Raw genomic sequence first — 23,279 nt, forward strand, 5'->3', positions numbered from 1 at the left:
CCACCGGCGGACAGCCACCGGCGGACGGCGACCTGCACCCGGTCGGTCACCCTCGGGACGCCCGCCCGCCCGACCGCCCGACGACCGTGCCGGTGTCCGCGTCCCGCACCACGAGCGGGCCGTCCGTGACGGCCGCGACGGCGATCCGGAAGCCGTCCGGCGCGTCGACGTCCGCCAGCGCGATGCCGGCGGGCCCCGGCAGCCCCTCCGGGGTCGCCAGCACCTCGGGCGGCGGGCCGTCGCCCACCGCGAGCCCCTCCATGGGGACGACGAGGCCGAGCCGGACGGCCTTCAGCACCGCCTCCTTGCGCACCCAGTGCCGGAGGACCGCGTCGACCGTCGCCGGGGCGGGACGCCCCGCCGACGGCCAGTCGAGCGGCCCGACGGCCGCGCGCTCCTCGGGCGACGTGACGCTCCGCCACAGCTGCTCGTCGATCGTGCGGAGCACCCCCGGTCCGCCCTCGACGTCGACGCCGACCTCGACGCCGTCGGCGAGCACGACCACGACGACGTCCGCGGCGTGGGCGATCGAGACGTCCAGGGTGGTGTCGGGGACGCGCGGCTTCCAGCCCGGCCGCGGGACGGCGAGGTCGACGTCCTCGGGTGCGAGACCCAGCCGCCCTCCGAGCAGCGTCCGGGCCAGGGCGCGCCCGGTGACGAACCGCTCCGCGTCCTGCGGTCGGCGGAAGCGCGCGACCCGCTCACGCTCCGCGCCGTCGAGAACGGCGAGCGCGGCCGGTGAGAGCGGACCGGGAGCGGCACGGGACAGGACGACCTCGACGGGGACCGCTGCGCCCTGGCGGTCCGTCGGGAACCGGGGCGCATAGGTCGCGGGCGGCTCGGCGGACACGCCGCGACCCTATCCGGACGCCCGACCGCACGAGCACCCGCGTACAGCCCGAGGTGGACATGCGTGTATAGCTCGAACTATACTTTCTCGGTGGCCGACTATCCGTTCAAGCACGCCGGACCGGTCCCTTCGGCCCGGATGATCGACCGGGAGGACGAGCTCCGGCTGCTCGGGCGCGCCGCCGGGGAGCGGACCCCGATCCGCCTCGCGGCGCCACGACGGTACGGCAAGACGACGCTCCTGGCCGCCCATGCCGAGGCCGTCGGCCGGTCGGGCTGGCGGGCGGTCCGGGTCGACCTCGGCGGGATCAGCGACCTGGCCGGCCTGACCCGCGCGCTGCTCGTCGCGTGGGCGGGGCACCGCGAGGCCGGGCCCGTCCGGCGGGCCGAGCGCCTGGCCGGGCGCCTCGGGGCGGACGTCTCGCTGACCGGCCCGCGGATCACCCTGGCGCCCGCGCGTGCGGAGCCGTCCGACCACGGGCGTCTGCTGGAGGAGCTGCTCGCCCTGCCGGACGAGGTGGCGAAGAGCACCGGCGATCCCGTGCTCGTCGTGCTGGACGAGTTCCAGGACCTGCTCGTCGCCGGGCCGGGCCTCGACGCCCGCCTGCGCGCCGTGATCCAGCACCACCAGGACGTCGCGTACGTGTTCGCCGGCTCGGAGCCGTCGATGCTGGCCCGCATGTTCGAGCGGCACGAGGCGCCGTTCTTCGGGCAGGCCGAGCCGCTGACCCTGTCGCCGCTGCCGATCGAGTCGACGATCGACGAGGTCGAGCGGCGCTTCGCCGAGCTCGAGCTGTCGCCGGGCGACGCGGCGGCCGCCCTCGTCGAGCTGGGCGAGGGCCATCCGCAGCGCACGATGCTCCTCTGCCACCTGCTCGCGCGGCGGCTGACGGAGCCCGACGGCGGCGCGGGGACCGAGGGCGATGCCGACGCCCTGGTCGACCTGGTGCTGCAGGACGCCCTCGAGCAGACCGCGGAGATCCACGCCGCCGCGCTGGCCCCCCTGACCCGCAACCAGCGGATCGTCCTCGGCGAGGTCGCGCACGGCCGCGCGCCGACGTCCGCCGACCTCGCCGCCCGGCAGGGTGCGACGCGCGGGTCGTTCCACCAGGCGGCCGAGGCGCTGGTCACGGCGGGGCAGCTCCTCGCCCGCGACCCCGGCCCGCGCTGGCGGCTGATCGACCCGCTGCTGCGGCTGCGGCTGCGGCGCTGAGGCGGGCGCGGCGCGCGCCCCGAGGGCGCGATCGGCGGGAGGTCGGTGGTCCGTCGTCGCGTCCCGCGAGACCGATCGACACCCACCCGCGGCCGGCGGGACCGGTCCCCGATCAGTCCGCGGGCGCGTACCGGTGGTGCAGATCCAGCACGTTGCCGGCGGGGTCCCGGAACAGCGCCTGGTGACAGACACCGCTGTCGATCGTGTCGCCGAGGAAGCGCACGCCGCGCTCCTCCAGGGTCGCGCGGGCCTCCGCGACGTCGGGGACCTGGAGCGCCAGCGGCACCGCGTGGGCCCGGAACTCCTGCCCGAACGCGCCGGGCTCCATCAGCGCGATCGTCAGGTTGCCGGCCTGGAACTCGGCGCCGGGCATCGTCCCCCAGCGCTTCACGAACGGCAGCCCGAGGGTCTCGCCGTAGAACTCCATCGACGCGTCGAAGTCCTTCACGGGCAGCGTGACGAAGTCGACGCCGGTGATCTGCAGGGTGCTCATCGCTGCATCCTCTCGTGGATCGTGTCGTCGTCTGCGCGCGCTATCCCAGCGCCCGCGCCGCCGCCCGGCCGGCCGTCCGCCCGGAGAACAGGCAGCCGCCCAGGAACGTGCCCTCGAGCGCGCGGTAGCCGTGCATCCCGCCGCCGCCGAAGCCCGCGACCTCGCCGGCCGCGTAGAGACCCGGGACCGGCTCGCGGCGGCCCGCACCGGCCTCGCCGTGCGCGGTCGACGCGAGGCCGTCGACCTTGCGCAGCACCCGGCCGTCGAGGTCGGTGTGCAGGCCGCCGAGCGTCTTGCGGGTGAGGACGTGGAGCTTCACCGCGATCAGCGGACCGGCCTCGGGGTCGAGCAGGCGGTGCGGCTTCACGACGCGCGTGAGGCGGTCGACGAAGTACTTCCGCGCGCCGTGGATGGCGGTCAGCTGGAGGTCCTTCGTGTAGGGGTTCTCGACCTCGCGGTCGCGCTCGGTGATGATCTTCCGCAGGCCCTCGAGGTCGATCAGCGGCGTGTCGGTCTTCGCGTTCATGCCGCGGACGAGGGCCTCGAGATCCTTCTCGACGACGAAGTCGACGCCCTTGTCCATGAACGCCTGGACCGGGCCGGGAGGACCGGACGACAGCCGGGCCTTCAGGGTCTCGACGACGCTCTTGCCGGTGATGTCGGGGTTCTGCTCCGAGCCCGAGAGCGCGAACTCCTTCTCGATGATCCGCTCGGTCAGCACGAACCACGTGTGCTCGTGCCCCGTCCCCATGATGTGGTCGAGCGTGCCGAGCGTGTCGAAGCCCGGGAAGAGCGGGACGGGCAGGCGCTTGCCGGTCGCGTCGAGCCAGAGCGACGAGGGCCCGGGGATGATCCGGATGCCGTGCGCGGTCCAGATCGGGTCCCAGTTCTGGATCCCCTCGACGTAGTGCCACATGCGGTCGGGGTTGATCGTCTCGCCGCCCGCGTCCTGGGTGATCCGGATCATCCGGCCGTCGACGTGGTCGGGGACCCCGGAGATCATGTGCTTCGGCGCGGTGCCGAGGCGGGCGGGCCAGTTCTCGCGGACGAGGTCGTGGTTGGCGCCGATGCCGCCCGAGGTGACGATCACGGCCTGCGCACGGAGCTCGAACTCGCCGGTCTCCGTCCGCGAGCTCTTCGCGCCGCGCACGACGTCGGAGGGCTCGAGCGTCGCACCCCGCACGCCGACCACGGCGCCGGACTCGACGAGCAGCTCGTCGACGCGGTGGCGGAAGCGAAACCGGACCTTCCCGGTGACGACCGCGCGACGGACGCGCTCCTCGAACGGCGCCATCACGCCGGGGCCCGTCCCCCACGTCAGGTGGAAGCGCGGGACCGAGTTGCCGTGGCCGCCGGCGTCGTAGCCGCCGCGCTCGGCCCAGCCGACCTGCGGCATGAGCTTGATGCCCTGCCCGGTGATCCACTCGTGCTTCTCACCCGCGGCCCAGTCGACGTACGCCTCGGCCCACTTCCGCGGCCACTCGTCCTCGGGCCGGTCGAACGCCGCGGTCCCGAGCCAGTCCTGCCAGGCGAGGTCGCGCGAGTCCTTGATCCGCATCCGCCGCTGCTCGGGCGAGTCCACGAGGAACAGCCCACCGAGCGACCAGAACGCCTGCCCGCCCAGCGACTGCTCGGGCTCCTGGTCCACGAGCAGCACGGTCCGCCCGGCGTCGGCGAGCTCGGCGGTCGCCACCAACCCGGCGAGCCCTCCGCCCACGACGATGACGTCCGCCTGCTCCTGGGTGCTCATGGGACGCATCTTCGCGGGTCCGGGGGTCGGGCGGGGAAGTCCTACCGGCGGTAGGGGTGGTGACGACCGCCAGGCGGGAACGACGCTGCCGACCGCGCCGCGCGCGGGACCACCCCGCCGCTCAGGCGACCGCCGGCTCCCACGCCGCGTCGACCGCGCGCTCGGCCGCCGCGAGGCTCTCCTCGTGCAGCGGGATGAGCTCGGCGAGCGCCGGGTTCTTCGGGGCCATCGTCAGCTCGGCGATGACGATGCGCGGCTCGAGCCCGGTCATGGCGAGGCCGTGGGGCAGCCACGACTCGGCGTGGTCCCAGCCGGCCTTCGGGGTGCCGGGACCGAAGCCGCCGCCGCGGGAGACGACGACGAGCAGGTCGCGCCCGCCGAGCAGGCCGCTCATCGTCGCGTAGTCGACCGACAGCCCGGGCGCGACGAGGTGGTCCACCCAGGACTTCACGGAGCTCGGCGCGCCGAAGTTGTAGAGCGGCACGCCGAGGACGATCGCGTCGGCCTGCTGCACCTCGGCGACGACCTCCTCGGTCAGCGCCCACGACGCGGCCTGTGCCGGGGTCTGCTGGTCGGGCGGCACGAGCCGGGCCATCCCGCCCTCGGCGTCGAGGTGCGGGAGCGGGTGCGCGCCCAGGTCGCGGTAGGTCACCTCGCCGTCGGGGTGGGCGGCCTTCCACGCGTCGACCGCGCGGGCGGTCAGGCGCCGGGAGATCGAGCCCTCGGTCTGGATGCTCGAGTCGATGTGCAGCAGTCGGTGCGTCATGCGTTGCCTCTCGTAGATCGTTTGTTATACGCAAACGAGTTGTAGCACACGACTGATTGGCGTCCGGGCGTAGACTGTGGGCATCGCCTCGACGCCCCGCACCGACGCGGCTGCCCCGCCGACCACCGACGCTCCGCGGTCCGCCGCGCTCCTGTCGCACCTCGCGCGCCGCATGCGCGTGCGCTCGGAGTCGGCGATGGCGCCGCTCGGTCTGCGTCCGCGGCACCTCGTGACGCTCACCGTGCTGCGCGACCACGGCGGCAGCACCCAGCAGGCGCTGGCGGGCACGCTGCGGATCGACCGGACGAACCTCGTGGGCCTCCTGAACGAGCTCGAGGCCCAGGACCTCATCGCCCGCCGGCGCTCCGAGGAGGACCGCCGTCGGCACATCGTCGAGGTCACCGAGGCCGGCCTCGCGCGGCTGGCCGAGGCCGAGGACGCGCTCGGGGCGGCCGAGGACGAGGTCTTGGCCGGACTCGACGCCGAGCAACGCCGGACCCTGGCGGACCTGCTCGCCCGGGCCACGCGGGAGGAGTCGGCCGACTGCGTGAGCGAGGCCGTCGACCCGTGCGTGGCGCCGGGTGCAGGGACGGACGACTGCGTGGAGTCGGGCGGCGCGGCCGCGGACGACTGCGTGGAGGCGGGCGGCGCGGGCGGGGACGACTGCGTGGAGCCGGGCGGCGCGGGCGGGCCGACCGGGTCGGATCACGTCGTCGAGGAGTGCGTCGAGGCCGGCACGTCCCCGCAGCCGGGGACGCCGGCACGGGGTTGAGCCTGGCCGCACCGGCGGCGAGGGCCGGGTGGCGGACAGCCGGCCCGGCCGCTGCGGATTCCTGCCGCCCCGCGGCAGAAACCCGCATCACGCCCGGCTCTCGCCGCGATCGCGACGACGGGCCCGACAGCCGCGGACCCGCGCCTTGCGGCCCGGCTCGCGCCAGCCCTCGAGGCGCGGGGCCTCAGTCCCGCGGCACCGCCACCGTGCCGGCCGCGAACGCCGGGTCGCAGCCCTGGTCGACCGGGAGGCCGATCCGCAGGAGCGCCGGGCCGTCCGTCGCGAGCCACGTGGCCATCGCGTCGTCGAGGTCCGCAGGGTCGTCGACCGACCACGCCGGGACGCCGAAGCCGGCCCCGAGCGCGACCCAGTCCAGCCCGGGCAACGAGGAGGCCGCGCGGCGACCGGCGTAGTGCGTGTCCTGCTGCTGGCGGACCATGCCGAGCGACGCGTTGTCGAACAGGAGGACCTTCACCGGCACGTCCTCGGCGACGGCCGTGGCGAGTTCCTGCAGGTGCATGACCAAGGAGCCGTCGCCGGTGACGCAGACGACCGGCGGACGGTCGGCGGCGTCGGCCCGGGCGGTCCCGTCGCGGTCGTCGCCGCCCGTCCCCCGGGTCCCGTCGTCGCCCGCCGTCGCCAGCGCCGCGCCGATCGCCGCGGGCAGGCCGAAGCCCATCGTGCCCAGGCCGCCCGAGGTGACCCAGTTCCGCGGCGCCGCGAAGCGCAGGCGCTGGGCGGCCCACATCTGGTGCTGGCCGACGTCGGTGGTGACGATCGCCCGGTCGCCCGTCAGCTCGCGCAGGCGGTCGAGGGTCGCCTCGGCGCTGATCGCGTCGTCCGTGTGCTCGAGGCGACGGACCGGGTGCTCGGCGCGCCAGGCGGCGATCCGCTGCCACCAGGGGCGCAGCTCGGCGGCGACCTCGCCCTCCTCGGCGAGCGTCCGCAGCGCGTCGGCGATCCCGGCCAGCGCGGCCTTGGCGTCGCCGACGACCGGGACGTGCGCGGCGACGTTCTTGCCGATCTCGGACGCGTCCGCGTCGACGTGGACGACCCGGGCGCGCGGTGCGAACGCGTCGAGCCGGCCGGTCACGCGGTCGTCGAAGCGGGCGCCGACGGCGACGATCAGGTCGGCCTCGTGCAGCGCGCGGTTCGCCGGGGCCGCCCCGTACATGCCGGGCATCCCGAGCCAGCGGACGTCGCCCTGCGGGTAGGCGCCCAGCGCCATCAGCGTCGTGACGACGGGCAGGTCGTGGCGGCGGGCGAGCGCGGTCAGCTCGGCCTCGGCGCACGCGTGGACGACGCCGCCGCCGGCGTAGAGGACCGGCCGGCGCGCGACGGCGATCGCCTCGGCGGCGCGGCGCAACTGCCGGCCGTTCGGGGTCTCGCGCGGGCGGTAGCCGGGCAGGTCGACCCCGTCGCGGCCGCCGCGGGACTCCCGCGCGGGCGCCTTCAGGAGGTCGGACGGCACGTCGACGAGCACCGGACCCGGCCGGCCGCTGCCCGCGATCGCGAAGGCCTCGTGGATCGCGTCCGCGACGTCGTCGGCGCGTTCGACCGCGATGCCGTGCTTGACCACGGGCGCGGTCATCCCGATGACGTCGCACTCCTGGAACGCGTTGGAGCCCCGGAGCGTCGTCGGGACCTGCGCGGTGATGAAGACCGTCGGCAGCGAGTCGGCGTAGGCGTCGGCGATCGCGGTGACGAGGTTCGTGGCGCCGGGGCCGCTGGTGACGATCGCCACGCCGGTGCGGCCCGACGCGCGCGCCCAGCCCTCGGCGGCGTGGCCGGCGGCGGCCTCGTGGCGGACGAGGACGTGACGGATCGCGGACGCGTCGATCGCGTCGTGAAGCGCCAGCGACGCACCGCCCGGCAGCCCGAAGACCGTGTCGACGCCCTCGGCGACCAGGGCCTCCACCAGGCGGTCGGCGCCGCGGAGGGTCGTGTGGTCCCGGGGCGGCTCGGCGTCACCGGCGGCGGTCGCGGCCGCCGCCGGGTCGGCAGTGCGGTCGGTCGCGCTCATCGTGTGGCCTCGCTCGGGGTCGTCGTGTCGTCGTGGCCCGCCGTCGCACCCGTGGCATCCGCCCACGGGGCGCGGTCGGCCGCGGTGAACGACGCCTCCCCCATCCCGACGGCGACCGCGCGCTCGGCCACGACGCCGCGGTCGACGCCCGCGAGCGCGAGCTGCGGCGAGGCGACGAGGATCGAGCCGAGGCCGGTGGCCGGGATCGAGGTGCGGTGGGAGCGGGTCTGAGTGGGGAGCATGGTCGTGTCGGTCGTGGGAGCGCACACGAGCACGCTCCCGATGTTCGGGGCGGGCGGCGGACTCTGGAGGCTGAGACGCGGGTCCGGCGGGGCGCCGGTCGCGGTCTATGCCTGGGAGAGACCGGCCGTGAGGCCGGCTACTACGAGCACGCCGAGGCGGACGCCGGAGGCGCCCGCGGAGATACGCGGCGTGATGTGACGGGAAGTCACGCCCGACATGATGCACGACCTGCGCGCGGATCGCCACCCGGGGTCGCCCGACAGCCCTCCGTGTCGGGTTCGGTACCCGGGCGGTACACGATCCGACGCGCAGCACCTTCGCCTCCACCACCACGCCACGCCCCGCCCCACCTGCCGGCCGCACGCGCCCGCGGGCCCCGCGCGTGCAACGCTCACCCGGTGACCGCCGCCGCCCCACCCGTCGTCGACCGCACCGTGGACGCCGGGGACGTCGAGCTCGCCCTCGTGGAGCGGGGCGAGGGACCGCTCGTCGTCGTCCTGCACGGATTCCCGGACAGCGTGTGGAGCATGGTGCCGCTCGTCGAGACGCTCGCGGCGGCCGGCTTCCACGCCGTCGCCCCCGCGATGCGCGGCTACGCGCCGTCGTCGCTGCCGGCCGGCCGGCGGACCACCCCGGTCGACCTGGCGCGCGACGTGCTCGCGATCGCCGACGCGCTCGGCGAGGAGGAGCTGATGGTCGTGGGCCACGACTGGGGTGCCGTGACCGCGCACACCGTCGCGACGCTGGCGCCGCACCGGATCCGCCGGATCGTGATGGCCGCCGTGCCGCACACCCACACGGTGATCACGAAGCCGACGCTCCGGCAGCTGTGGCGCTCCCGCTACATGCTGCAGTTCCAGGTCCCCGACGTCCCCGAGCGGATCGTCGGCCGCGACGGGCTGCGGTGGATCGACGACCTCGTCCGCCGCTGGTCGCCCGGCTGGGACCCGACCGACGAGCAGCTCGCGAGGTTCCGCGCCGGGTTCGCGACCCGCGGCAACCTCTCCGCCGCGCTCGGCTACTACCGCGGGATCCCGCTGGCGATCACGCACGGCGACGACCGCCGGATCGTCTTCGGCCGCGTCCCCGTACCGACGCTCGTGATCCGCGGCGAGGGCGACGCCTGCATGGGGCCCGAGAAGTTCGACGACCTCGGCGACCGCTTCACCGGCGGGGTGCGCCTGGCGTCGATCCCGGGCGCCGGCCACCACATGCACGTCGAGGCGCCGGACGTCTTCGCCGACCACGTGCTCGCCCACCTGCAGAGCGCCTGAGGGCCCGGGCCGACGATGGCCCGGGTGGGGCGGGCCGAGGCCGACGTGCCGCGTGTCGGGTTCGGTACCTGGGCGGTACACGATCCGACACGGCCGCCCTCCGGGCGGGCGCCGACCGCCGCGTGTCGGGTTCGGTACCCGGGCGGTACAGGATCCGACACGACCGCCGTCCGGTCGCGGGGCCGACCGCTGCGTGTCGGGTTCGGTACCTCGGCGGTACACGATCCGACGAGGTCGTCCCCGGCCGGACCGTCGTCCACGGCCACCACCGGCCCGACCGCACCGCCCACCCGGATCGGGAACCCGTCACCGCCGTCGCCCCGGGAGGGGTAGTCTGCGCGCGCACGCCGTCCCGCCGATGCCCGGCGACGATCGCGTGCAGGACGGTGTTCCCCGCACCACCGGCGGTTCACGAGGTCACCACGGGAGCGACGTGTCGCAGTACGGCAGCACCACCACGATCGAGGGCGACGGTCCGGGCGGCCGACCATCCGCCTGGGTCCCCCGCCCCGCAGTGACGCAGCTGGTCGTGTCGGACGCCGCGGTCCAACCCGCGCACGCCCCGTCGGTCGCCGTCGCGCACCATGTCCCCGCGTTCGAGTCCGGCGTGGTGGTCCCGCGCCGAGCTCCGGCCTTCGAGCGCGACGCCGCACCGCGCACCGAGCCGGTCCCCGCCGACGCGGCCGACCCCGGAGCGCTCGCCTCCCCCTGGGACCACACCGATCCGCGGGTCTGGTTCCGCGCCCTGCTCGTCCCCGGCGTGCTGCTGCTCGTCGTGGTCGTCGTCGCGGTCGTCGCGATCACGTCGCCGGCGTAGGCGACGCCGCACGACCCCGACGCCGGTGGGCGGAGCGCCGGTCAGGCGGGCCGGCGGCGAGGCGCGGCGCCGGTGGGGCGCGACGCCCGCGGCCGGCGGGCCGATGCCCGTCACCGGCCGCGGGATCCGCCGGTCAGAGCTCGCCCTTGTCCCCGCCGATCGGGATGGCCCCGTAGGTGCGGATGTCCGGCGCCTGGTCGAGGAGCTCCTCCGCGCGGGCGAGGACCGCCTTCAGGTGGTCGGTCTCGAAGTGCCCGCCGAGCGCCTCGGGGCTCGCCCACTTCTCGATCGTCGTGAACTCCTGCGGGTCGTCGACGTTCTTCTGCAGGGAGTAGAAGAGGCAGCCCTCCTCGCCGTGGGTGGCGGCGACGAGCTCCGAGAGGGCGGCCTCGGTCTCGGCCTCCTTGCCCTCGCGGGCGTGGATGTGGGCGACGACGACGACGGTCATGGACCGACGCTATCCGCGGTCGTCGCGGCGCGGGGATCGTGCGGCGTACGCGGCTGCGGGAGGCCACCCCGCCTGCGACGATCGCCCGATGAGCGCGCGCGACCTGGTCCACGTCACCACCGCGCTCGGGCGCCTGGCCGGGGGCCGCGCCGGCGTCGGCGTGTCGGTCGACGCGATCGACGGCGAGATCGGCCGCGGGCACGGCGACATGCGCACGCCGCTGAACCTCGCCGACCTGGCCGCGCGCGGGCACGCCGAGGAGCAGCCGGACGGCACCTGGGCGCTGACCCCCGCGGGCGTCCAGCGCCTGGAGGCCTGAGCGTGGCGGGCCGCGAGACGCCCGCCACGCGGGCCGCCCGGTCCGCGGGCGTGGCGTTCCAGCTGCACGAGTACCCGCACGACCCCGCCGCAGACTCGTACGCGCTGGAGGCGACCGAGGCGCTCGGCCTCGACCCCGCGCGGGTGTTCAAGACCCTGGTGGTCGACCGCGACGGCGCGCTCGCGGTCTGCGTCGTCCCGGCGGACGCGACCCTCGACCTGCGGTCGCTGGGCAAGCGGACGACGATGGCCGACCCGGCGCGGGCGGAGCGCGCGACGGGCTACGTCACCGGCGGCATCAGCCCGCTGGGGCAGCGGCGGGCGCTGCCGACGCTCGTCGACGACAGCGCGACGGGGTCGGGCACGATCTTCGTCAGCGCCGGGCGCCGGGGCCTCGAGATCGAGCTGGCGCCCGAGGACCTCGTGGCACTGACGGGTGCGGAGGTCCGTCGGGTCCGACGGACCCCGTCGTCGACCTGACCGCGGGCCGGCGCTCGCGCCGGTCGACGGAGCCCGGACCTCGTCGTCGGCCTAGTGGTACGGGCGGTTCGCGAAGAACAGGACGATGCCCAGGAGCATCGCGAAGACGCCCATCCCGCAGGCGCCGATGAACATGACCGTCAGCTTGGCGATCAGCTCCTCGGCCTTCCGCACGTCGTTCAGACCGGGGTCGCTCATACCCGGATCGTAGTCCTGGGACGGGGCCACCCGAGCGGGGTGGCGCGCTGCATCGCACCGGGCGGATCGCCGCTCACCACGGAGGATCCGAGCCGTCGGGCGCATTGCCGCCCACGTGGCGCTTCAGCCCTCGAGGCGCTCCCGGAGCGCCGCGATCCGGGCCCCTCGGGAGGACGGCGGACGATCGCCGGGACGGGCCGGGACCTCGCCGCGGGCGACCGACGCCTCGAGCTCCTCGAGCAGCGCCTCGGTGCGGCGCCGGAGCACCCTGCCGCCGAGGTCGGCGACGAGCTCGTCGAGCCGGTGCTCGTTGTCGGGCTCCTCCTCGACCTCCGCCACGACCGCGACGCTGCCGGGCGGCAGGTCGTGGACGGCGGCCACGATCGCGTCCTCGTCCTCGGACGCCTCCTCCGCGTCGAAGCGCTCGCCGAGTCGGGTCCCGACGCCCCAGCCGACGACCGCCCCGAGGGGGCCGCCGAGGATCCCGACCAACCCGCCGAGCGTGCCGGTGTGCCGCATCCCGTCGCCGGCGGCCTCGCGCAGCTCGCCGACCGCGACGGTGCCGTCCGCGGCGACCTCCACCGTGACGAGCGCGTTCAGGACGAGCTTGTCCATCCGCGACGCGTCGCGCAGGGCGTCCACCACCGCCGTCGCCCGGGCGGGGTCCTCCAACCGGATCGAGACGACGTTCTCATGGGTCATGCGGCAGCTCCGTGGCGGACGCGCCCGGGAGCGGACGCGGCGTCCCCGTACCCGTCAGGGCACGAGCACGATCTTGCCGTGGGTCGTGCGGTCGGCCAGGCGCGTGTAGGCCTCCGCCACCCGCTCGAGCGGGTAGGTCGCGGCGATCGGCACCTCGACGGCGCCCGATGCGACGAGCTCGGCGACCTCGGCGAGCGCCTCCGCGCTCGCGGTCTCCGACGTTCCCTGCGTCGTGATGCCGTGCGCGGCGGCGGCCTCGAAGTCGAAGATCGTGTTGATCCGCTCCTTCGCGACGCCGAGACCCAGCGCGAGCTCGACGTACCCGTTCCCGAAGAGGTCGACGAACCCGTCGACCCGACCGCCGGCGGCCTCCCGGATCCGGTCCTCGACCCCGTCGCCGTGCGCGACCGGGACGACGCCGTGGCTCCGGAGCCACTCGTGGTTGCGCTCGCTCGCCAGGCCGATCACCGTCGCCCCGGTCCGGCGGGCGAGCTGCGTCGCGATCGACCCGACGCCGCCCGCGCCGGCCGACACGACGACGACCTCGCCGTCCTGCGGCGCCACCGCCCGGACCGACCCGAGCGCCGCCATCCCGGCGACGAACAGCGACCCCGCGACCTCCCAGGACACCGCCTCCGGCTTCGCCGCCACCTGGTCGGCCGGGACGACGACGAGCTCCGCGTGGCTGGCGCGCTCGTCGGTCCACCCGAGGACCTCGTCGCCGACCGCGACCGCGTCGACACCGGCCCCCAGCTCCTCGACCACGCCGGCGAGGTCGCTGCCCTGGCCGGACGGGAACGTCGTCGGCCAGCGGTCGGCGAAGACGCCCTCCCGGATCGCGCTCTCGCCGGGGTTGATCCCGGCCGCCTTCACCCGGATCAGCACCTGCCCGTCCCCGGGCGTCGGCCGCTCGACCTCCCGCACCTCCAGCACGTCGACCCCGCCGTGCTCGTCGAACCTGATCGCCTTGGACATCCCGTGCTCCTTCGTTCGTTGCGTCTGACCTGCACCCATGGTGCGGTCCGGGCGCCTGCCCGACGACTACCCGCTCGGGCAGTCCTGCTGCCCGGGCGGGCAGGTGGGCGGGGACGGCCGCGAGCTACGATCGCTCCATGACGCAGCCCGCGTGGAGCGACCCGGCCTGGGCCCTGGACGCCGCCGCGCGGCTCGTGGCCGCGCCGCGCCCCGAGGTCCTGAGCACGTTGCAGCCGCTGATGGACGAGGTCCTCCCCGCAGGCGACGACCGGCTCGTCGCGATGCTCACCGGCGACTGCTCGCGCGCGCCGCTGAAGCGCCACGGCGGGTCCGGGCTGGAGGCCGCGCCGACGAGCGCCGAGCTCGCGCAGCTGGCCGGGCGCACCTCCCCCGGCGCTCCGTGGGTCGGTGTCGCGCCGCTGGCCGGCACGGAGCGACCGATCCTGGCCGTCGCCTCCTCGCCGCCGGGGTCCGGCGGCGCGCTGCTGGCGATCGTGCTCCGGGACGACGCCCCCGACCCCGAGGCGGTGCGGGTCGCCCGCGGGCTCTGCGACGTCGTGGTCGCGGCGATGGCCGACCGCGCTGCGGACGTCCCGCCGAGCAGCCTCGTCGACAGCCTGGCCGCGTCGCAGGAGCGGGCGCGGACGATCGCCGAGCTCGGTGACGCGCACGAGGCGACCCTCGCGGCGCTGCTGGGGACGCTGCGGGCCCGCGACGTCGACGACCGCACCGCGCGCGCGGCCGCCGTCGACGTGGCGGTCGCCGCCCTCATCGAGCTGCGCGAGGCCGGGCACCGCGACCGTGCGCTCAGCGAGGAGCCCGCCGACAAGGCGTTCGAGCGCCTCGCCGAGGAGCTCGGGCCCCTCACGCGGTTCGGGTCCGCGACGCTCGAGCTCGTCGGCCCCGAGGACGACCGCGCCCTGCCGGCCGACCTCGCCCACGCGGCGCGCGCGATCTCCCGCGGCGTCGCGCTCGTGCTGCTCGACCAGGACGCCGTCGGCCGGATCCGCCTGGGGTGGCGCGTCCAGGACGACGCGCTCGTGCTCGTCGCGCGGGACGACGGCCCGGGCGCGATCACCCGCGACGCCCTGGCGGTCCACCGCACGGCGGAGCGCGTCGCGGCCCTGGACGCGACGCTCGACGTCGACGCCACGCCCGGTTGGGGGACGACGGTCACCGTCCGGGTCCCGCTGGCGGCCGTCGCCGCACGGGAGGCAGGCCCGCTCGCGGCCCTCGGCGAGCGCGAGCTCCAGGTCCTCGCCGAGCTGACGCGCGGTGCCCGCAACCGCGAGATCGCGGAGACCCTGTCGGTCACCGACCACACGGTGAAGTTCCACGTCGCCAACGTCCTGAGGAAGCTCGACGTGCGCTCCCGCGGGGAGGCCGCCGCCCTCGCGCGCGAGCACGGGCTCGGGGCCGCGGCGCCCCGGCTGCGCGCGGTCGCCGGCGGGCGATGAGGGCCGGCGCGCGGCCGACCCGGCCGTCGCACGGGCCCGGCCGTCGTGGGTGCGTCCACCCACTCGTCGAACCCGTGCAGGTCGACGGCCCGGGGCGTTCTATATTGGGCCGATGCCCGCCTGCCGCCTCACGCGTCGCCCCGCGCCCCGGCGATGAGCCCCGAGCGCGGCGCCAACACCCGTCGCACGCCGGTGCAGGAGCGGTCGGTGGCGACGGTCGACGCGATCGTCGAGGCCGCGGCCCAGGTCTTCGCCCGCCACGGCTACGAGGCCGGCACCACGAACCGCATCGCCGAGCGCGCGGGCGTGTCGATCGGGACCGTCTACCAGTACTTCCCGGACAAGGACGCGATCCTCGTCGCCCTCGTCGAGGAGCACCTCGACGGCGCCCTCGCGGCGCTGACGCCGCTCCTGACCGACCTCGTCGTGCGGTCGCCGCCGGTCGAGGAGGGCATCCCGCGGATGCTGCAGGCGCTCGTCGAGCTGCACCGCCGGCACCCAGCGCTGCACCGCGTGCTCTTCGAGGAGGCGCCGCGCCCCGAGGCCCTGCGCCACCGGCTCGACCGCACCGTCGGTGCCGCGGTCGACGCCGTCACGGGCTACCTCGAATCCCGGCCCGAGGTCCTCCCGCCGGACCGCCGACTGGCCGCGCAGCTCGTCGTGCAGATCGGCGAGACCGTGACCCACAACCTCGTGATCAACCCGCGCGACGGCGCGGACCCCGAGTCGTACGTGCGCGAGACCGAGGTGCTGCTCGTGCGCTACCTCACCGGGCGCTGAGCGGCACGGCGCCACCCCCCGCCGGGACGTGCGTGCCCGGCACGTCGTGCGCCTGCTCCGCAGCGTGCGACGCGCTGCCGTGATGGGTACTCGCCTGACCGATGAGCCCGACCGAGACGACCCCCGCCCCCACCGTCCCCCTGGCCAACGGCGCCGTCATGCCGCGCCTGGGGCTCGGGACGTGGCCGCTGGACGACCGCGAGGCCGAGGCCGCCGTCGCCCAGGCGATCGGGATCGGCTACCGCCTGATCGACACGGCGTTCAACTACGGCAACGAGGTCGGCGTCGGCCGGGGCCTCGCGGCGAGCGGCGTGAAGCGCGAGGAGCTGTTCGTCACGACGAAGCTCAACAAGGAGGACCACGGCGTCGACGAGGTCCAGCGGGCGTTCGAGCGCAGCGCCACGAAGCTGGACGTTGACTACATCGACCTGCTGCTGATCCACTGGCCGAACCCGGCGCAGGACCGCTACGTCGACGCGTACCGCGGGCTCGTGCGGCTGCTGGAGGACGGCCGGGTGAGCGCGATCGGCGTCTCGAACTTCAAGCCCGCCCACGTCGACCGCGTGCTCGACGCGACCGGCGTGACGCCCGACGTCGACCAGATCGAGCTCGACCCGACGAGGACCCGCGTCGCCGAGCGCGCGTACCTGCGCCGGAAGGGGATCGTCTGCGAGTCGTGGAGCCCGCTCGGCGGACAGCACGCCGGACTGCGCGAGCACCCGACCGTCGCCCGGATCGCCGAGAAGCGCGGGAGGACGCCGGGGCAGATCATCCTGCGCTGGCACATGGAGCTCGGCCTCGTCACCGTCCCGAAGTCCGCCGACGCGACGCGGCAGCGCGAGAACCTCGAGGTCTTCGACTTCGCGCTGACCCGCGAGGAGATCGACGAGATCAGCGCCCTGGACCGCGGCGGCGAGGGTGTCACGGACTCCGACGCGTTCGGGCACTGAGGGCGTCGGCCCGCGGGCTCAGCCGCGCCGGCCGCGGAGGTCGCGCCCGGGACTCAGGAGGTCGACCATGCAGAGCACGAACCCGAGGACCGAGAGGATCGCTCCGAGCGGCTGGTCGGCGAGCACGACCACGAACAGGCCGAGCATGACGACGAGCGTCCCCAGCCTGCCCAGGGGTCCGCCGGGCCTGGGCTCGTCCTTGCCGTGCGTCACGTCCGCCATGTACGACGTCTACCCCGGTCCGCCGGGACGCATGTCCCGGAACGCCGCGCGGTCGCGGCCTCAGACGACCTGCGCCGCCGCGTGGCCCGACGCCCAGGCCCACTGGAAGTTGAACCCGCCCAGGTGGCCGGTGACGTCGAGGACCTCGCCGACGAAGTAGAGGCCGGGGCTCCTCAGCGACTCCATCGTCTTCGACGAGACCTCGCGGGTGTCGACGCCGCCCAGGGTGACCTCGGCCGTGCGGTACCCCTCGGTGCCGGCCGGCACGACCCGCCACGCCGACAGCCGGTCCGCGATCGCCCGGAGCTCAGGTGGCGCGTGCTGCTTCATCGGCCGGTTCGTGAACCACCGGTCGGCGAGGAGGCCCGCCATGCGCTTCGTGAAGACCTCGGCCAGGACGGTGCGCAGCTCGGCGTCGGGGCGTGTCGCCCGCCGGTCCTCCAGCCACTCCAGGGCGTCGCGGTCGGGCAGCAGGTCGATCTCGACGACGTCCCCGAGGTTCCAGAACGACGAGATCTGGAGGATCGAGGGGCCGCTCAGCCCGCGGTGGGTGAAGAGGAGGTTCTCGCGGAAGCTCTCGCCGCCGCAGCGGGCGACGCTGTCGACCGACGTCCCGGAGAGCTCCTCGCACAGCGGCTTCAGCTGGTCGGTGATGATGAACGGCACGAGACCGGCGCGGGTCTCCCACACCTCGTGGCCGAACTGCCGCGCGACGTCGTAGCCGAAGCCGGTGGAGCCGAGCGTCGGGATCGACAGCCCGCCGGTGGCGATCACGAGCGACTCGGTGACGACCTGCCCGATGTCGGTCCGCAGGTCGTAGCCGTCGTCGGTGCGCTCGATCCGGTGCACCCCGGTCTTCACGTGGAGCTCGACGCCGTGCTTCCGGCACTCGCCCAGCAGCATCTCGAGGATCGCCTTGGACCGGTCGTCGCAGAACAGCTGGCCGAGCTTCTTCTCGTGGTAGCCGACGCCGTGCTCGGTGACCATCCCGATGAAGTCCCACGGGGTGTACCGCGCCAGCGCCGACTTGCAGAAGTTCGGGTTGTGCGACGCGTAGTTCGCGGGCTCCGCCCACATGTTCGTGAAGTTGCAGCGGCCCCCGCCGGACATGAGGATCTTCTTGCCCGGCTTGTTCGAGCTCTCGATCACCACGACGCGCCGTCCGCGCGCGGCGGCGGTCAGGGCACACATGAGGCCGGCGGCACCGGCGCCGATGATCACCACGTCGGTGGAGCGCACTTCGTCCTCGGGCTCGGGGATCCCGGCCACGCAGGGTACGGCCGTCGGGTCGCGGGCGTGGGGCGCCTACCCGCACTCGTCGCCGGCCGGAGCGGGCAGCTCGGCGAACGCGAACGACGCGACGGGGCGTCCACCGAACGCCGGGACCCGGAGCCGGTGGACGAAGCTGCCGCCGCAACCGTCGTGCTCCCCGCCGACGACGAACCGCAGGCCGCGGGCGACCGTGGCGGCGTCCGTCGGCCCGGCGTCGCCGAGGAAGTACTGCCGCCCGCTGCGGTGGACGTCGGCGGGCGCGCCGTCCGCGTAGAACGAGGTCGCCGGCTCGTCGACGGACTCCACGGCGAGCCCGACGACGCCGCGGGCGGTCACCCACGCGGTCCCCAGGTCGGTGGTCAGCAGCCGGACCACCCGGTCCTCCGCGGCGGCGACGCCCTCACGGGCCACGGCGGCGCGGGACGTCCTGAGCCACCGCCGGCCGGACGCGACGTCCACCGTGTCGATCCTGTCGCTCGGCACCCCGGCGTCCGACCGGGTGGCCGTGGTCCAGGCGACGGTGCCGTCGCCGACGGCGACCTGCGTCGCGGGCGACCACGGGCCGAGCACGCGGACGTGGCGTCGCTCGCCCGACCCGCGGGTGCAGGCCTTCATCGTCGTGCCCTCGCGCCAGACGCGCAGGTTCGGGGCCGTGTCCTTCGCGAGCGTGCGGCCGACCGTCGGGCACGGTGCGGGCCGGACGGCTGCCCCGGCGGGGGTGGCCGACGCTCCGGAGAGGACCGCGACGAGCGCCACGGCGGCGGGGAGGCCGGCGAGGACGAGCCGGGACGACGGTCGTCCGGCCGACGCATGGTCGTGGGTCGTGCGGAGGGACGTCGTGGTGCGGGGCATGGAGGGTTCCGGGGAGCGGCGGGCGGTCCGACGACTCTCGCGGGTCTCCGCCGCACCCGACACGTCAGGCGTCACGCCCGCACCGCTCCGTGGGTCACGCGGGCCGGGAGGGCCCCCGGCGGCTCAGCCCCCGAGCAGCCCGGAGACCAGCGGGAGCCCCGGGAGCAGCGGCGCCGGGGTCGGCGTGGGCGACGGGGCGGGGGTGCTCGGCGTCGGGATCGCGCCCGTCGGCCCCGGAGGGGTCACCGGCCCGGGCACCGTCGGCGACGCGGGCGGGGCGGGGGCGCGCCGGATCAGCTTCTGCCCCCGGTCCCGCCGCGAGTTGCCGCGGCGGAACCGCGGGTTCTGCGCGTTCAGGCCGCGGATCATCCGCCGGTACGCCGTGCGGTAGGTGCGCTCGGACCGGGCGTTCGTCATCCCGCGGATGCCGCGACGGAACGCGACGACCGTCCCGTGCGCCGCGGCGGAGAGGTCCCCGTGGGCCCGGAGGACCAGCGTCCGGCCCCGGGCGGCGTCGGAGGTCTGGGGCGTCTGGGCCCGGTAGCTGCGGCGCAGGCCGTCGACGCTGCGCTCGATCCGCGCGTAGTGGTTCGTGACGCGCCGGAGGAAGCGGATGTACGCCGGGAACGACTTCGAGCTCGGTGCCCGCAGGCGCTTCTCCGCCGCGTTCAACCGGTTGCTGACCGCGACGTCGCGCTTGACGACCTCGCGGAGTCCGTCGTCGCTTGCGGCGGCGACCGCCGGTGGTCCGAGCAGGCCGAGGAGGACCACGAGGACGACGGAGAACCACCGGTGGGACGCACGCATGCGGCGCAGGGTAGCCACCGCGGCGCCACGCGACGGGGCTGCCGGACGACCGTCGTACCGGGTGCGCCGCGGTCCGCGCCGGCGGAGACGGCCGTCGATCCGTGACGCCCGAGCCGGCGCGTCGTCGGCCGGCCGACGGGCCGGTGGATGGCCGGCGTCGCGCGCAAACCTCTCCCCGCCGCCGTGTCCGCCGACCTAGGGTCGGGGCATGAGCACGACGAACAGGACGCCGCTGCAGGTGGTGCAGCACGAGGTCGAGCGCTGGGCGACGAGCTACGACGAGCTCCGCGCGTCGTTCCGCGACCTGCTGGGCGACGAGGGCGAGTACCTCTGCCAGCAGGACATGCCGCTCCTCCGCGGCGCCGACCAGGCGCTCGAGGCCATCACGGGGTTCCACGAGGGCTTCGGCGTGGAGACCATCGAGGTCGACTGGGTCGAGATCGAGCAGGTCGGGAACACCGTCTGGAACGAGCGCGTCGACCACATGGTCGACGCCGCCGGCGAGCGGTTCCTCGCGATCCCGATCGCCGGGTTCTTCCGGTTCGACGACGCCGGCACGCTGACCGCGTGGCGCGACTACTGGGACATGCGCAAGCTCCTGGCGCTCGCGCCGGAGGCGACGTAGGCGGGGCCGGGTCGCCGGACGCGGAGCCGATCGTCGGAGCGCTCCCCGTGGTCGGCCGGATCCTGCTGCGAAGGTCCCGTCGGGCGAAGGTGGCGGCCCTCGTCGGTCTGCTGACCGTGGTCGCCGCGATCGCCCTCGTCGTGGCGACCGCCGGACACTCCCGGCTCGACGAGGTGCGCGAGGCGGTGCGGTTCTCCGGGTGCGACGAGGTCCGGCCGTCCCGGGACCCCGCGGTCGCCCGATGGACGGCCGCGGTCGAGACGGAGACCGACGCCTGCGAGAACCTCGGCCCCTTGTTCACCTACGCACGGTTCCCCGACGAGGCCGCGCTGCGCTCGGACCTGCTGCGGCACCCACCGTCGTCGGCCGTGTGCCTCATCGACGACACCGAGGTCCTCATGACGGACCTCATCCACGGCGGCGACGTCGAGGCGTGCCACCGCCTGCACGGCGTCGTCGTGTCGCGCACCGAGCACGTCGCGCCGGCCAGGGGCCTGTCGCTCGACGCGATCGACCGCAGCGGCGCGCGCTTCGAGCGCCAGGCGTCGGTGGCCATGGGCCACGCGCTGCGCCGCCACTGGGACCGCCATCCCCTCGGGGGACGGCCGAAATAGTCGGCGCCGCGCGTCGAGGAACGGCCGCGGCAGTCGGTGCCGCGTGTCGGGCGCCTTGGCCGCTTGCGCTGTACGCTGATGCCGCACCGCTCCTGCCGGATCGTGGAACCCACATGCTCACGCCCCTCACGCGCACGTCGGTCGCCATCGTGGCGGGCCTCGCGATCTCGACATCGCCCGGCGGCGCGGGAGCCGCCGCCGGAGAGACGATCGCGGTCTCCAGGAGCGGCGGGACGATCACCGTGGTCGGCACGAGCGGGGCGGACTCGATCACGGTCGAGCAGCTCGACCGCTCCGTCACGTTCTCCGTGAACGCGCCCGCGGCGTTCACGATCGGCGCCGGGTGCTCGGGCCGGGAGCAGCAGGTCGTCTGTCCGTCCGCCAAGGCCCTGCGCGTGCGGCTCGGCGGCGGGGCCGACCGCTTCCGCGACTTCAACGACCCGCGGTACCGGCTCACGCTCGACGGCGGAGCGGGGGACGACGACGTCCTGACGACCACGAGCGAGGCGCTCCGCCTGACCGGGGGCGACGGGGACGACCGGCTGCACGTCGACGAGGCCGGGTCCCACGCGCGCACGCTGCTCGGCGGCGCCGGCGACGACGATCTGTTCGGCGGCTACGGCAACGCGCAGAGCACCGCCAGGGGGACCGTCGACGGCGGCGCGGGCGACGACCGGGTCGTCGGCGGCGCCGGGGTCGACCGGATCCGCGGCGGCGCCAGGAACGACGCCGTCACCAGTCGCGACGGCCACCGGGACCGGGTGGACTGCGGGCCGGGCCGCGACACGATCGAGGCCGACCGGCGCGACGTCGTGCGGCGCTGCCCGTAGACGCCGGCGCCCTGCGACCGACCCCCGTCAGACCGCGGGGTGCTCGCCGCCGTCGACGATCAGACTCGTGCCCGTGACCCACTGCGCGCGGTCGGAGAGCAGGTAGGCGACGGCCTCCGCGATGTCGCGCGGGTCGCCCGGGCGGCCGAGAGGGATCGCCCTCGTCGTGTCGGCCAGGGAGATCCCCTGCGCGTCGGCGAAGTCCTGGCGGATCGCGTCGGCGCCGGGCGTGAGCACGTTGCCGGGGGTCACGGTGCTGACGCGGATGCCGGCCGGTGCCAGCTCCGCGGCGAGCGCCTTGCCGTAGGAGATCAGCGCGGCCTTCGCGGCGCCGTAGTGGATGAGCGCCGGCGGTGGCGTGAGCGCCGCGACCGACGAGATGTTCACGATCGCCGCGCCCGCGCCGGAGTCCCGCAGGGCCGGGAGCAGCGCGTTGTTCAGGCGGACGGCCGACAGGTAGTTCAGGTGCAGCGCGTCGAGCCACTCCTCGTCCGGGATCGCGTCGGCCCCGCCGAGGTGCGCCCGGGCCGCACCCGCGTTGTTGACCACGAGGTCGACGCCGCCCAGCGCGTCGAGCGCCGCGGTCGCGAACGCCCGGACGCCGGCGACGGTGCTGCTGTCGCCGGTGATGAACGTGGCGCCCGGGGGCGTCGTGTCGGTGGGGGTGCGCGCGCCGGTGACGACGGTGGCGCCGCCGTCGAGCAGGCGCTGGACGATGGCCGCGCCGATGCCGCGCGAGCCTCCCGTCACGACGGCACGCCGGCCGGCGAACTCGGTGGGGTCGGGCGATGCGATGGTTCTGAACATACGGTCCAATATTGCACATTCTGGACCGTATGTTCAAAACGGCGTAGGATGCGGGGCATGGGACGTCCGCGGAAGTTCGATGAGCGCGAGGTCGTGGTCGCCGCACGGCGGCAGTTCAACGAGACCGGGTTCCACGGCACCTCGGTCGACGAGCTCTCGCGGGCCACCGGCCTGAGCAAGGGCAGCCTGTACGGGGCGTTCGGGGACAAGGAGGGCCTGTTCCGCCGCGTGTTCGACGACTACTGCGCGGGGACCGACGAGGGTGCCGCGTCGCGCCTGGAGGGCCCCGAGGACGAGGCGCTGGACCGCGCGCGCGACTGGCTCCGGACGACCGCCCGCAGCACCGACCCCCGGGGCTGCCTGCTGGCGAAGGGCACCGCGGAGCTCGCGTCGGAGAACCCGGCGGTCGCGGCGCGCGCCAACGCCGCGTACACGACCCTGCTCGCGGGATGCCGCGGCCTGATCGAGCAGGCGCAGCGCGCCGGCCGCGTCGACCCCGGGGCCGACGCTGCGGCGCTCGGCGGCGTGCTCCTCACGACGCAGCGCGGGCTCGAGGCGCTCGGCAGGGCCGGCGTCGACCCGTCCGTGCGGCTCGCGATCGCCGACGCGACGATCGACGGCATCGCGGCGTCCCGGCCCTCGGGGTGAAGCGACCGCCGCGCGGAGGCGCCGCGCGGCGGACCGCGGCTGGACGGACGACGGAGCCCGGACCACGGACCGACTCCCGCCCCTCCGACTGCCC

Annotated in this window: 28 protein-coding genes; 13 read left to right on the top strand and 15 right to left on the bottom strand. The window is 75.4% G+C overall.

Annotation, left to right across the window (positions count from 1 at the left end):
- Nucleotides 1-46: 46 nt before the first annotated feature.
- On the bottom strand, nt 47-850 hold the full coding sequence (locus PATMI_RS0100460) for a 4'-phosphopantetheinyl transferase family protein (RefSeq protein WP_026909428.1): 804 nt from the start codon (nt 848-850) through the stop codon (nt 47-49).
- 90 nt (nt 851-940) lie between these two features.
- Here PATMI_RS0100460 and PATMI_RS0100465 point away from each other — a divergent pair, with 90 nt between their 5' ends.
- Entirely contained in the window at nt 941-2,062 is a 1,122-nt protein-coding gene (locus PATMI_RS0100465) for an AAA family ATPase (RefSeq protein ID WP_026909429.1), read from the top strand.
- Nucleotides 2,063-2,174: 112 nt separating this feature from the next.
- Here the strand turns inward: PATMI_RS0100465 and PATMI_RS0100470 are convergent, their stop codons facing one another.
- The 3 genes from PATMI_RS0100470 to PATMI_RS0100480 form a co-directional block, all read right to left on the bottom strand.
- Nucleotides 2,175-2,555, bottom strand: coding sequence for a VOC family protein (locus PATMI_RS0100470; RefSeq protein ID WP_036725043.1), 381 nt, complete (start codon nt 2,553-2,555; stop codon nt 2,175-2,177).
- A gap of 40 nt (nt 2,556-2,595) precedes the next feature.
- Nucleotides 2,596-4,305: an FAD-binding dehydrogenase gene (locus tag PATMI_RS0100475; protein WP_026909431.1), complete on the bottom strand. Its 1,710-nt coding sequence runs from the start codon at nt 4,303-4,305 to the stop codon at nt 2,596-2,598.
- Between the two features lie 121 nt (nt 4,306-4,426).
- Nucleotides 4,427-5,071: an FMN-dependent NADH-azoreductase gene (locus PATMI_RS0100480; RefSeq protein ID WP_026909432.1), complete on the bottom strand. Its 645-nt coding sequence runs from the start codon at nt 5,069-5,071 to the stop codon at nt 4,427-4,429.
- A gap of 196 nt (nt 5,072-5,267) precedes the next feature.
- Here PATMI_RS0100480 and PATMI_RS38745 point away from each other — a divergent pair, with 196 nt between their 5' ends.
- The gene (locus PATMI_RS38745; protein WP_245604040.1) at nt 5,268-5,843 is read left to right on the top strand and encodes a MarR family winged helix-turn-helix transcriptional regulator; all 576 of its coding nucleotides are present in this window, start codon (nt 5,268-5,270) and stop codon (nt 5,841-5,843) included.
- Nucleotides 5,844-6,027: 184 nt separating this feature from the next.
- Here the strand turns inward: PATMI_RS38745 and ilvB are convergent, their stop codons facing one another.
- A complete protein-coding gene (ilvB, locus tag PATMI_RS0100490) occupies nt 6,028-7,866 on the bottom strand; it encodes a biosynthetic-type acetolactate synthase large subunit (RefSeq protein WP_084269418.1) in 1,839 nt (612 codons plus the stop codon).
- Nucleotides 7,863-8,108: a hypothetical protein gene (locus PATMI_RS0100495; RefSeq protein ID WP_157260536.1), complete on the bottom strand. Its 246-nt coding sequence runs from the start codon at nt 8,106-8,108 to the stop codon at nt 7,863-7,865. Before PATMI_RS0100495 ends, ilvB begins: the two co-directional genes overlap by 4 nt.
- A 399-nt stretch (nt 8,109-8,507) precedes the next feature.
- Here PATMI_RS0100495 and PATMI_RS26215 point away from each other — a divergent pair, with 399 nt between their 5' ends.
- Together PATMI_RS26215 and PATMI_RS0100505 are read left to right on the top strand one after the other, a co-directional pair.
- The gene (locus PATMI_RS26215; protein ID WP_051470888.1) at nt 8,508-9,383 is read left to right on the top strand and encodes an alpha/beta fold hydrolase; all 876 of its coding nucleotides are present in this window, start codon (nt 8,508-8,510) and stop codon (nt 9,381-9,383) included.
- A gap of 376 nt (nt 9,384-9,759) precedes the next feature.
- Complete coding sequence (locus PATMI_RS0100505) at nt 9,760-10,200, top strand: hypothetical protein (RefSeq protein WP_211241673.1); 441 nt, start codon at nt 9,760-9,762, stop codon at nt 10,198-10,200.
- Between the two features lie 133 nt (nt 10,201-10,333).
- Here the strand turns inward: PATMI_RS0100505 and PATMI_RS26220 are convergent, their stop codons facing one another.
- Nucleotides 10,334-10,648: a putative quinol monooxygenase gene (locus PATMI_RS26220; protein ID WP_051470889.1), complete on the bottom strand. Its 315-nt coding sequence runs from the start codon at nt 10,646-10,648 to the stop codon at nt 10,334-10,336.
- Nucleotides 10,649-10,736: 88 nt separating this feature from the next.
- Between PATMI_RS26220 and PATMI_RS0100520 the strand changes: the two genes are divergently transcribed.
- Together PATMI_RS0100520 and PATMI_RS0100525 are read left to right on the top strand one after the other, a co-directional pair.
- Nucleotides 10,737-10,967 (top strand): hypothetical protein, encoded by a 231-nt coding sequence (locus PATMI_RS0100520; protein ID WP_026909436.1) that lies wholly within the window; start codon nt 10,737-10,739, stop codon nt 10,965-10,967.
- A gap of 2 nt (nt 10,968-10,969) precedes the next feature.
- On the top strand, nt 10,970-11,446 hold the full coding sequence (locus PATMI_RS0100525) for an aminoacyl-tRNA deacylase (protein ID WP_026909437.1): 477 nt from the start codon (nt 10,970-10,972) through the stop codon (nt 11,444-11,446).
- A gap of 51 nt (nt 11,447-11,497) precedes the next feature.
- Here PATMI_RS0100525 and PATMI_RS36285 read toward each other — a convergent pair whose 3' ends face one another.
- The 3 genes from PATMI_RS36285 to PATMI_RS0100540 form a co-directional block, all read right to left on the bottom strand.
- Nucleotides 11,498-11,644, bottom strand: a complete 147-nt coding sequence (locus PATMI_RS36285) for a hypothetical protein (RefSeq protein ID WP_157260538.1) — start codon at nt 11,642-11,644, stop codon at nt 11,498-11,500.
- Between the two features lie 123 nt (nt 11,645-11,767).
- Entirely contained in the window at nt 11,768-12,346 is a 579-nt protein-coding gene (locus tag PATMI_RS33510; RefSeq protein ID WP_051470890.1) for a hypothetical protein, read from the bottom strand.
- 54 nt (nt 12,347-12,400) lie between these two features.
- Entirely contained in the window at nt 12,401-13,321 is a 921-nt protein-coding gene (locus PATMI_RS0100540; RefSeq protein ID WP_026909438.1) for an NADP-dependent oxidoreductase, read from the bottom strand.
- Nucleotides 13,322-13,458: 137 nt separating this feature from the next.
- On the opposite strand from PATMI_RS0100540, the gene PATMI_RS26230 reads away from it, so the two are divergent.
- The 3 genes from PATMI_RS26230 (at nt 13,459) to PATMI_RS0100555 (ending at nt 16,508) form a co-directional block, all read left to right on the top strand.
- Complete coding sequence (locus PATMI_RS26230; RefSeq protein ID WP_036725047.1) at nt 13,459-14,778, top strand: LuxR C-terminal-related transcriptional regulator; 1,320 nt, start codon at nt 13,459-13,461, stop codon at nt 14,776-14,778.
- A 153-nt stretch (nt 14,779-14,931) separates the two neighbouring features.
- Nucleotides 14,932-15,558, top strand: a complete 627-nt coding sequence (locus PATMI_RS0100550) for a TetR/AcrR family transcriptional regulator (RefSeq protein WP_026909439.1) — start codon at nt 14,932-14,934, stop codon at nt 15,556-15,558.
- Between the two features lie 101 nt (nt 15,559-15,659).
- A complete protein-coding gene (locus PATMI_RS0100555) occupies nt 15,660-16,508 on the top strand; it encodes an aldo/keto reductase (protein WP_026909440.1) in 849 nt (282 codons plus the stop codon).
- Between the two features lie 18 nt (nt 16,509-16,526).
- Here the strand turns inward: PATMI_RS0100555 and PATMI_RS0100560 are convergent, their stop codons facing one another.
- The 4 genes from PATMI_RS0100560 to PATMI_RS0100575 all read right to left on the bottom strand — a co-directional run bounded on the left by PATMI_RS0100560 (nt 16,527) and on the right by PATMI_RS0100575 (nt 19,661).
- Nucleotides 16,527-16,730 carry a hypothetical protein gene (locus PATMI_RS0100560; protein ID WP_026909441.1) on the bottom strand — a complete coding sequence of 68 codons (204 nt, stop codon included), beginning with the start codon at nt 16,728-16,730 and terminating at the stop codon, nt 16,527-16,529.
- A 60-nt stretch (nt 16,731-16,790) separates the two neighbouring features.
- Nucleotides 16,791-17,969: a BaiN/RdsA family NAD(P)/FAD-dependent oxidoreductase gene (locus PATMI_RS0100565; RefSeq protein WP_026909442.1), complete on the bottom strand. Its 1,179-nt coding sequence runs from the start codon at nt 17,967-17,969 to the stop codon at nt 16,791-16,793.
- Between the two features lie 66 nt (nt 17,970-18,035).
- A complete protein-coding gene (locus tag PATMI_RS0100570; RefSeq protein ID WP_026909443.1) occupies nt 18,036-18,854 on the bottom strand; it encodes a hypothetical protein in 819 nt (272 codons plus the stop codon).
- Between the two features lie 123 nt (nt 18,855-18,977).
- Nucleotides 18,978-19,661 carry a hypothetical protein gene (locus tag PATMI_RS0100575; protein WP_026909444.1) on the bottom strand — a complete coding sequence of 228 codons (684 nt, stop codon included), beginning with the start codon at nt 19,659-19,661 and terminating at the stop codon, nt 18,978-18,980.
- Nucleotides 19,662-19,869: 208 nt separating this feature from the next.
- Between PATMI_RS0100575 and PATMI_RS33515 the strand changes: the two genes are divergently transcribed.
- The 3 genes from PATMI_RS33515 to PATMI_RS33525 all read left to right on the top strand — a co-directional run bounded on the left by PATMI_RS33515 (nt 19,870) and on the right by PATMI_RS33525 (nt 21,730).
- Nucleotides 19,870-20,286, top strand: coding sequence for a limonene-1,2-epoxide hydrolase family protein (locus PATMI_RS33515; protein WP_051470891.1), 417 nt, complete (start codon nt 19,870-19,872; stop codon nt 20,284-20,286).
- Between the two features lie 89 nt (nt 20,287-20,375).
- Nucleotides 20,376-20,900: a hypothetical protein gene (locus PATMI_RS33520; RefSeq protein ID WP_157260539.1), complete on the top strand. Its 525-nt coding sequence runs from the start codon at nt 20,376-20,378 to the stop codon at nt 20,898-20,900.
- A 113-nt stretch (nt 20,901-21,013) separates the two neighbouring features.
- Complete coding sequence (locus PATMI_RS33525) at nt 21,014-21,730, top strand: calcium-binding protein (protein ID WP_026909446.1); 717 nt, start codon at nt 21,014-21,016, stop codon at nt 21,728-21,730.
- Between the two features lie 27 nt (nt 21,731-21,757).
- Here the strand turns inward: PATMI_RS33525 and PATMI_RS0100595 are convergent, their stop codons facing one another.
- Entirely contained in the window at nt 21,758-22,537 is a 780-nt protein-coding gene (locus PATMI_RS0100595) for an SDR family oxidoreductase (RefSeq protein ID WP_026909447.1), read from the bottom strand.
- Between the two features lie 57 nt (nt 22,538-22,594).
- Between PATMI_RS0100595 and PATMI_RS0100600 the strand changes: the two genes are divergently transcribed.
- The gene (locus PATMI_RS0100600) at nt 22,595-23,185 is read left to right on the top strand and encodes a TetR/AcrR family transcriptional regulator (protein ID WP_026909448.1); all 591 of its coding nucleotides are present in this window, start codon (nt 22,595-22,597) and stop codon (nt 23,183-23,185) included.
- Nucleotides 23,186-23,279: the final 94 nt, after the last annotated feature.

This window comes from Patulibacter minatonensis DSM 18081 (assembly GCF_000519325.1).
GTDB lineage: Bacteria > Actinomycetota > Thermoleophilia > Solirubrobacterales > Solirubrobacteraceae > Patulibacter > Patulibacter minatonensis.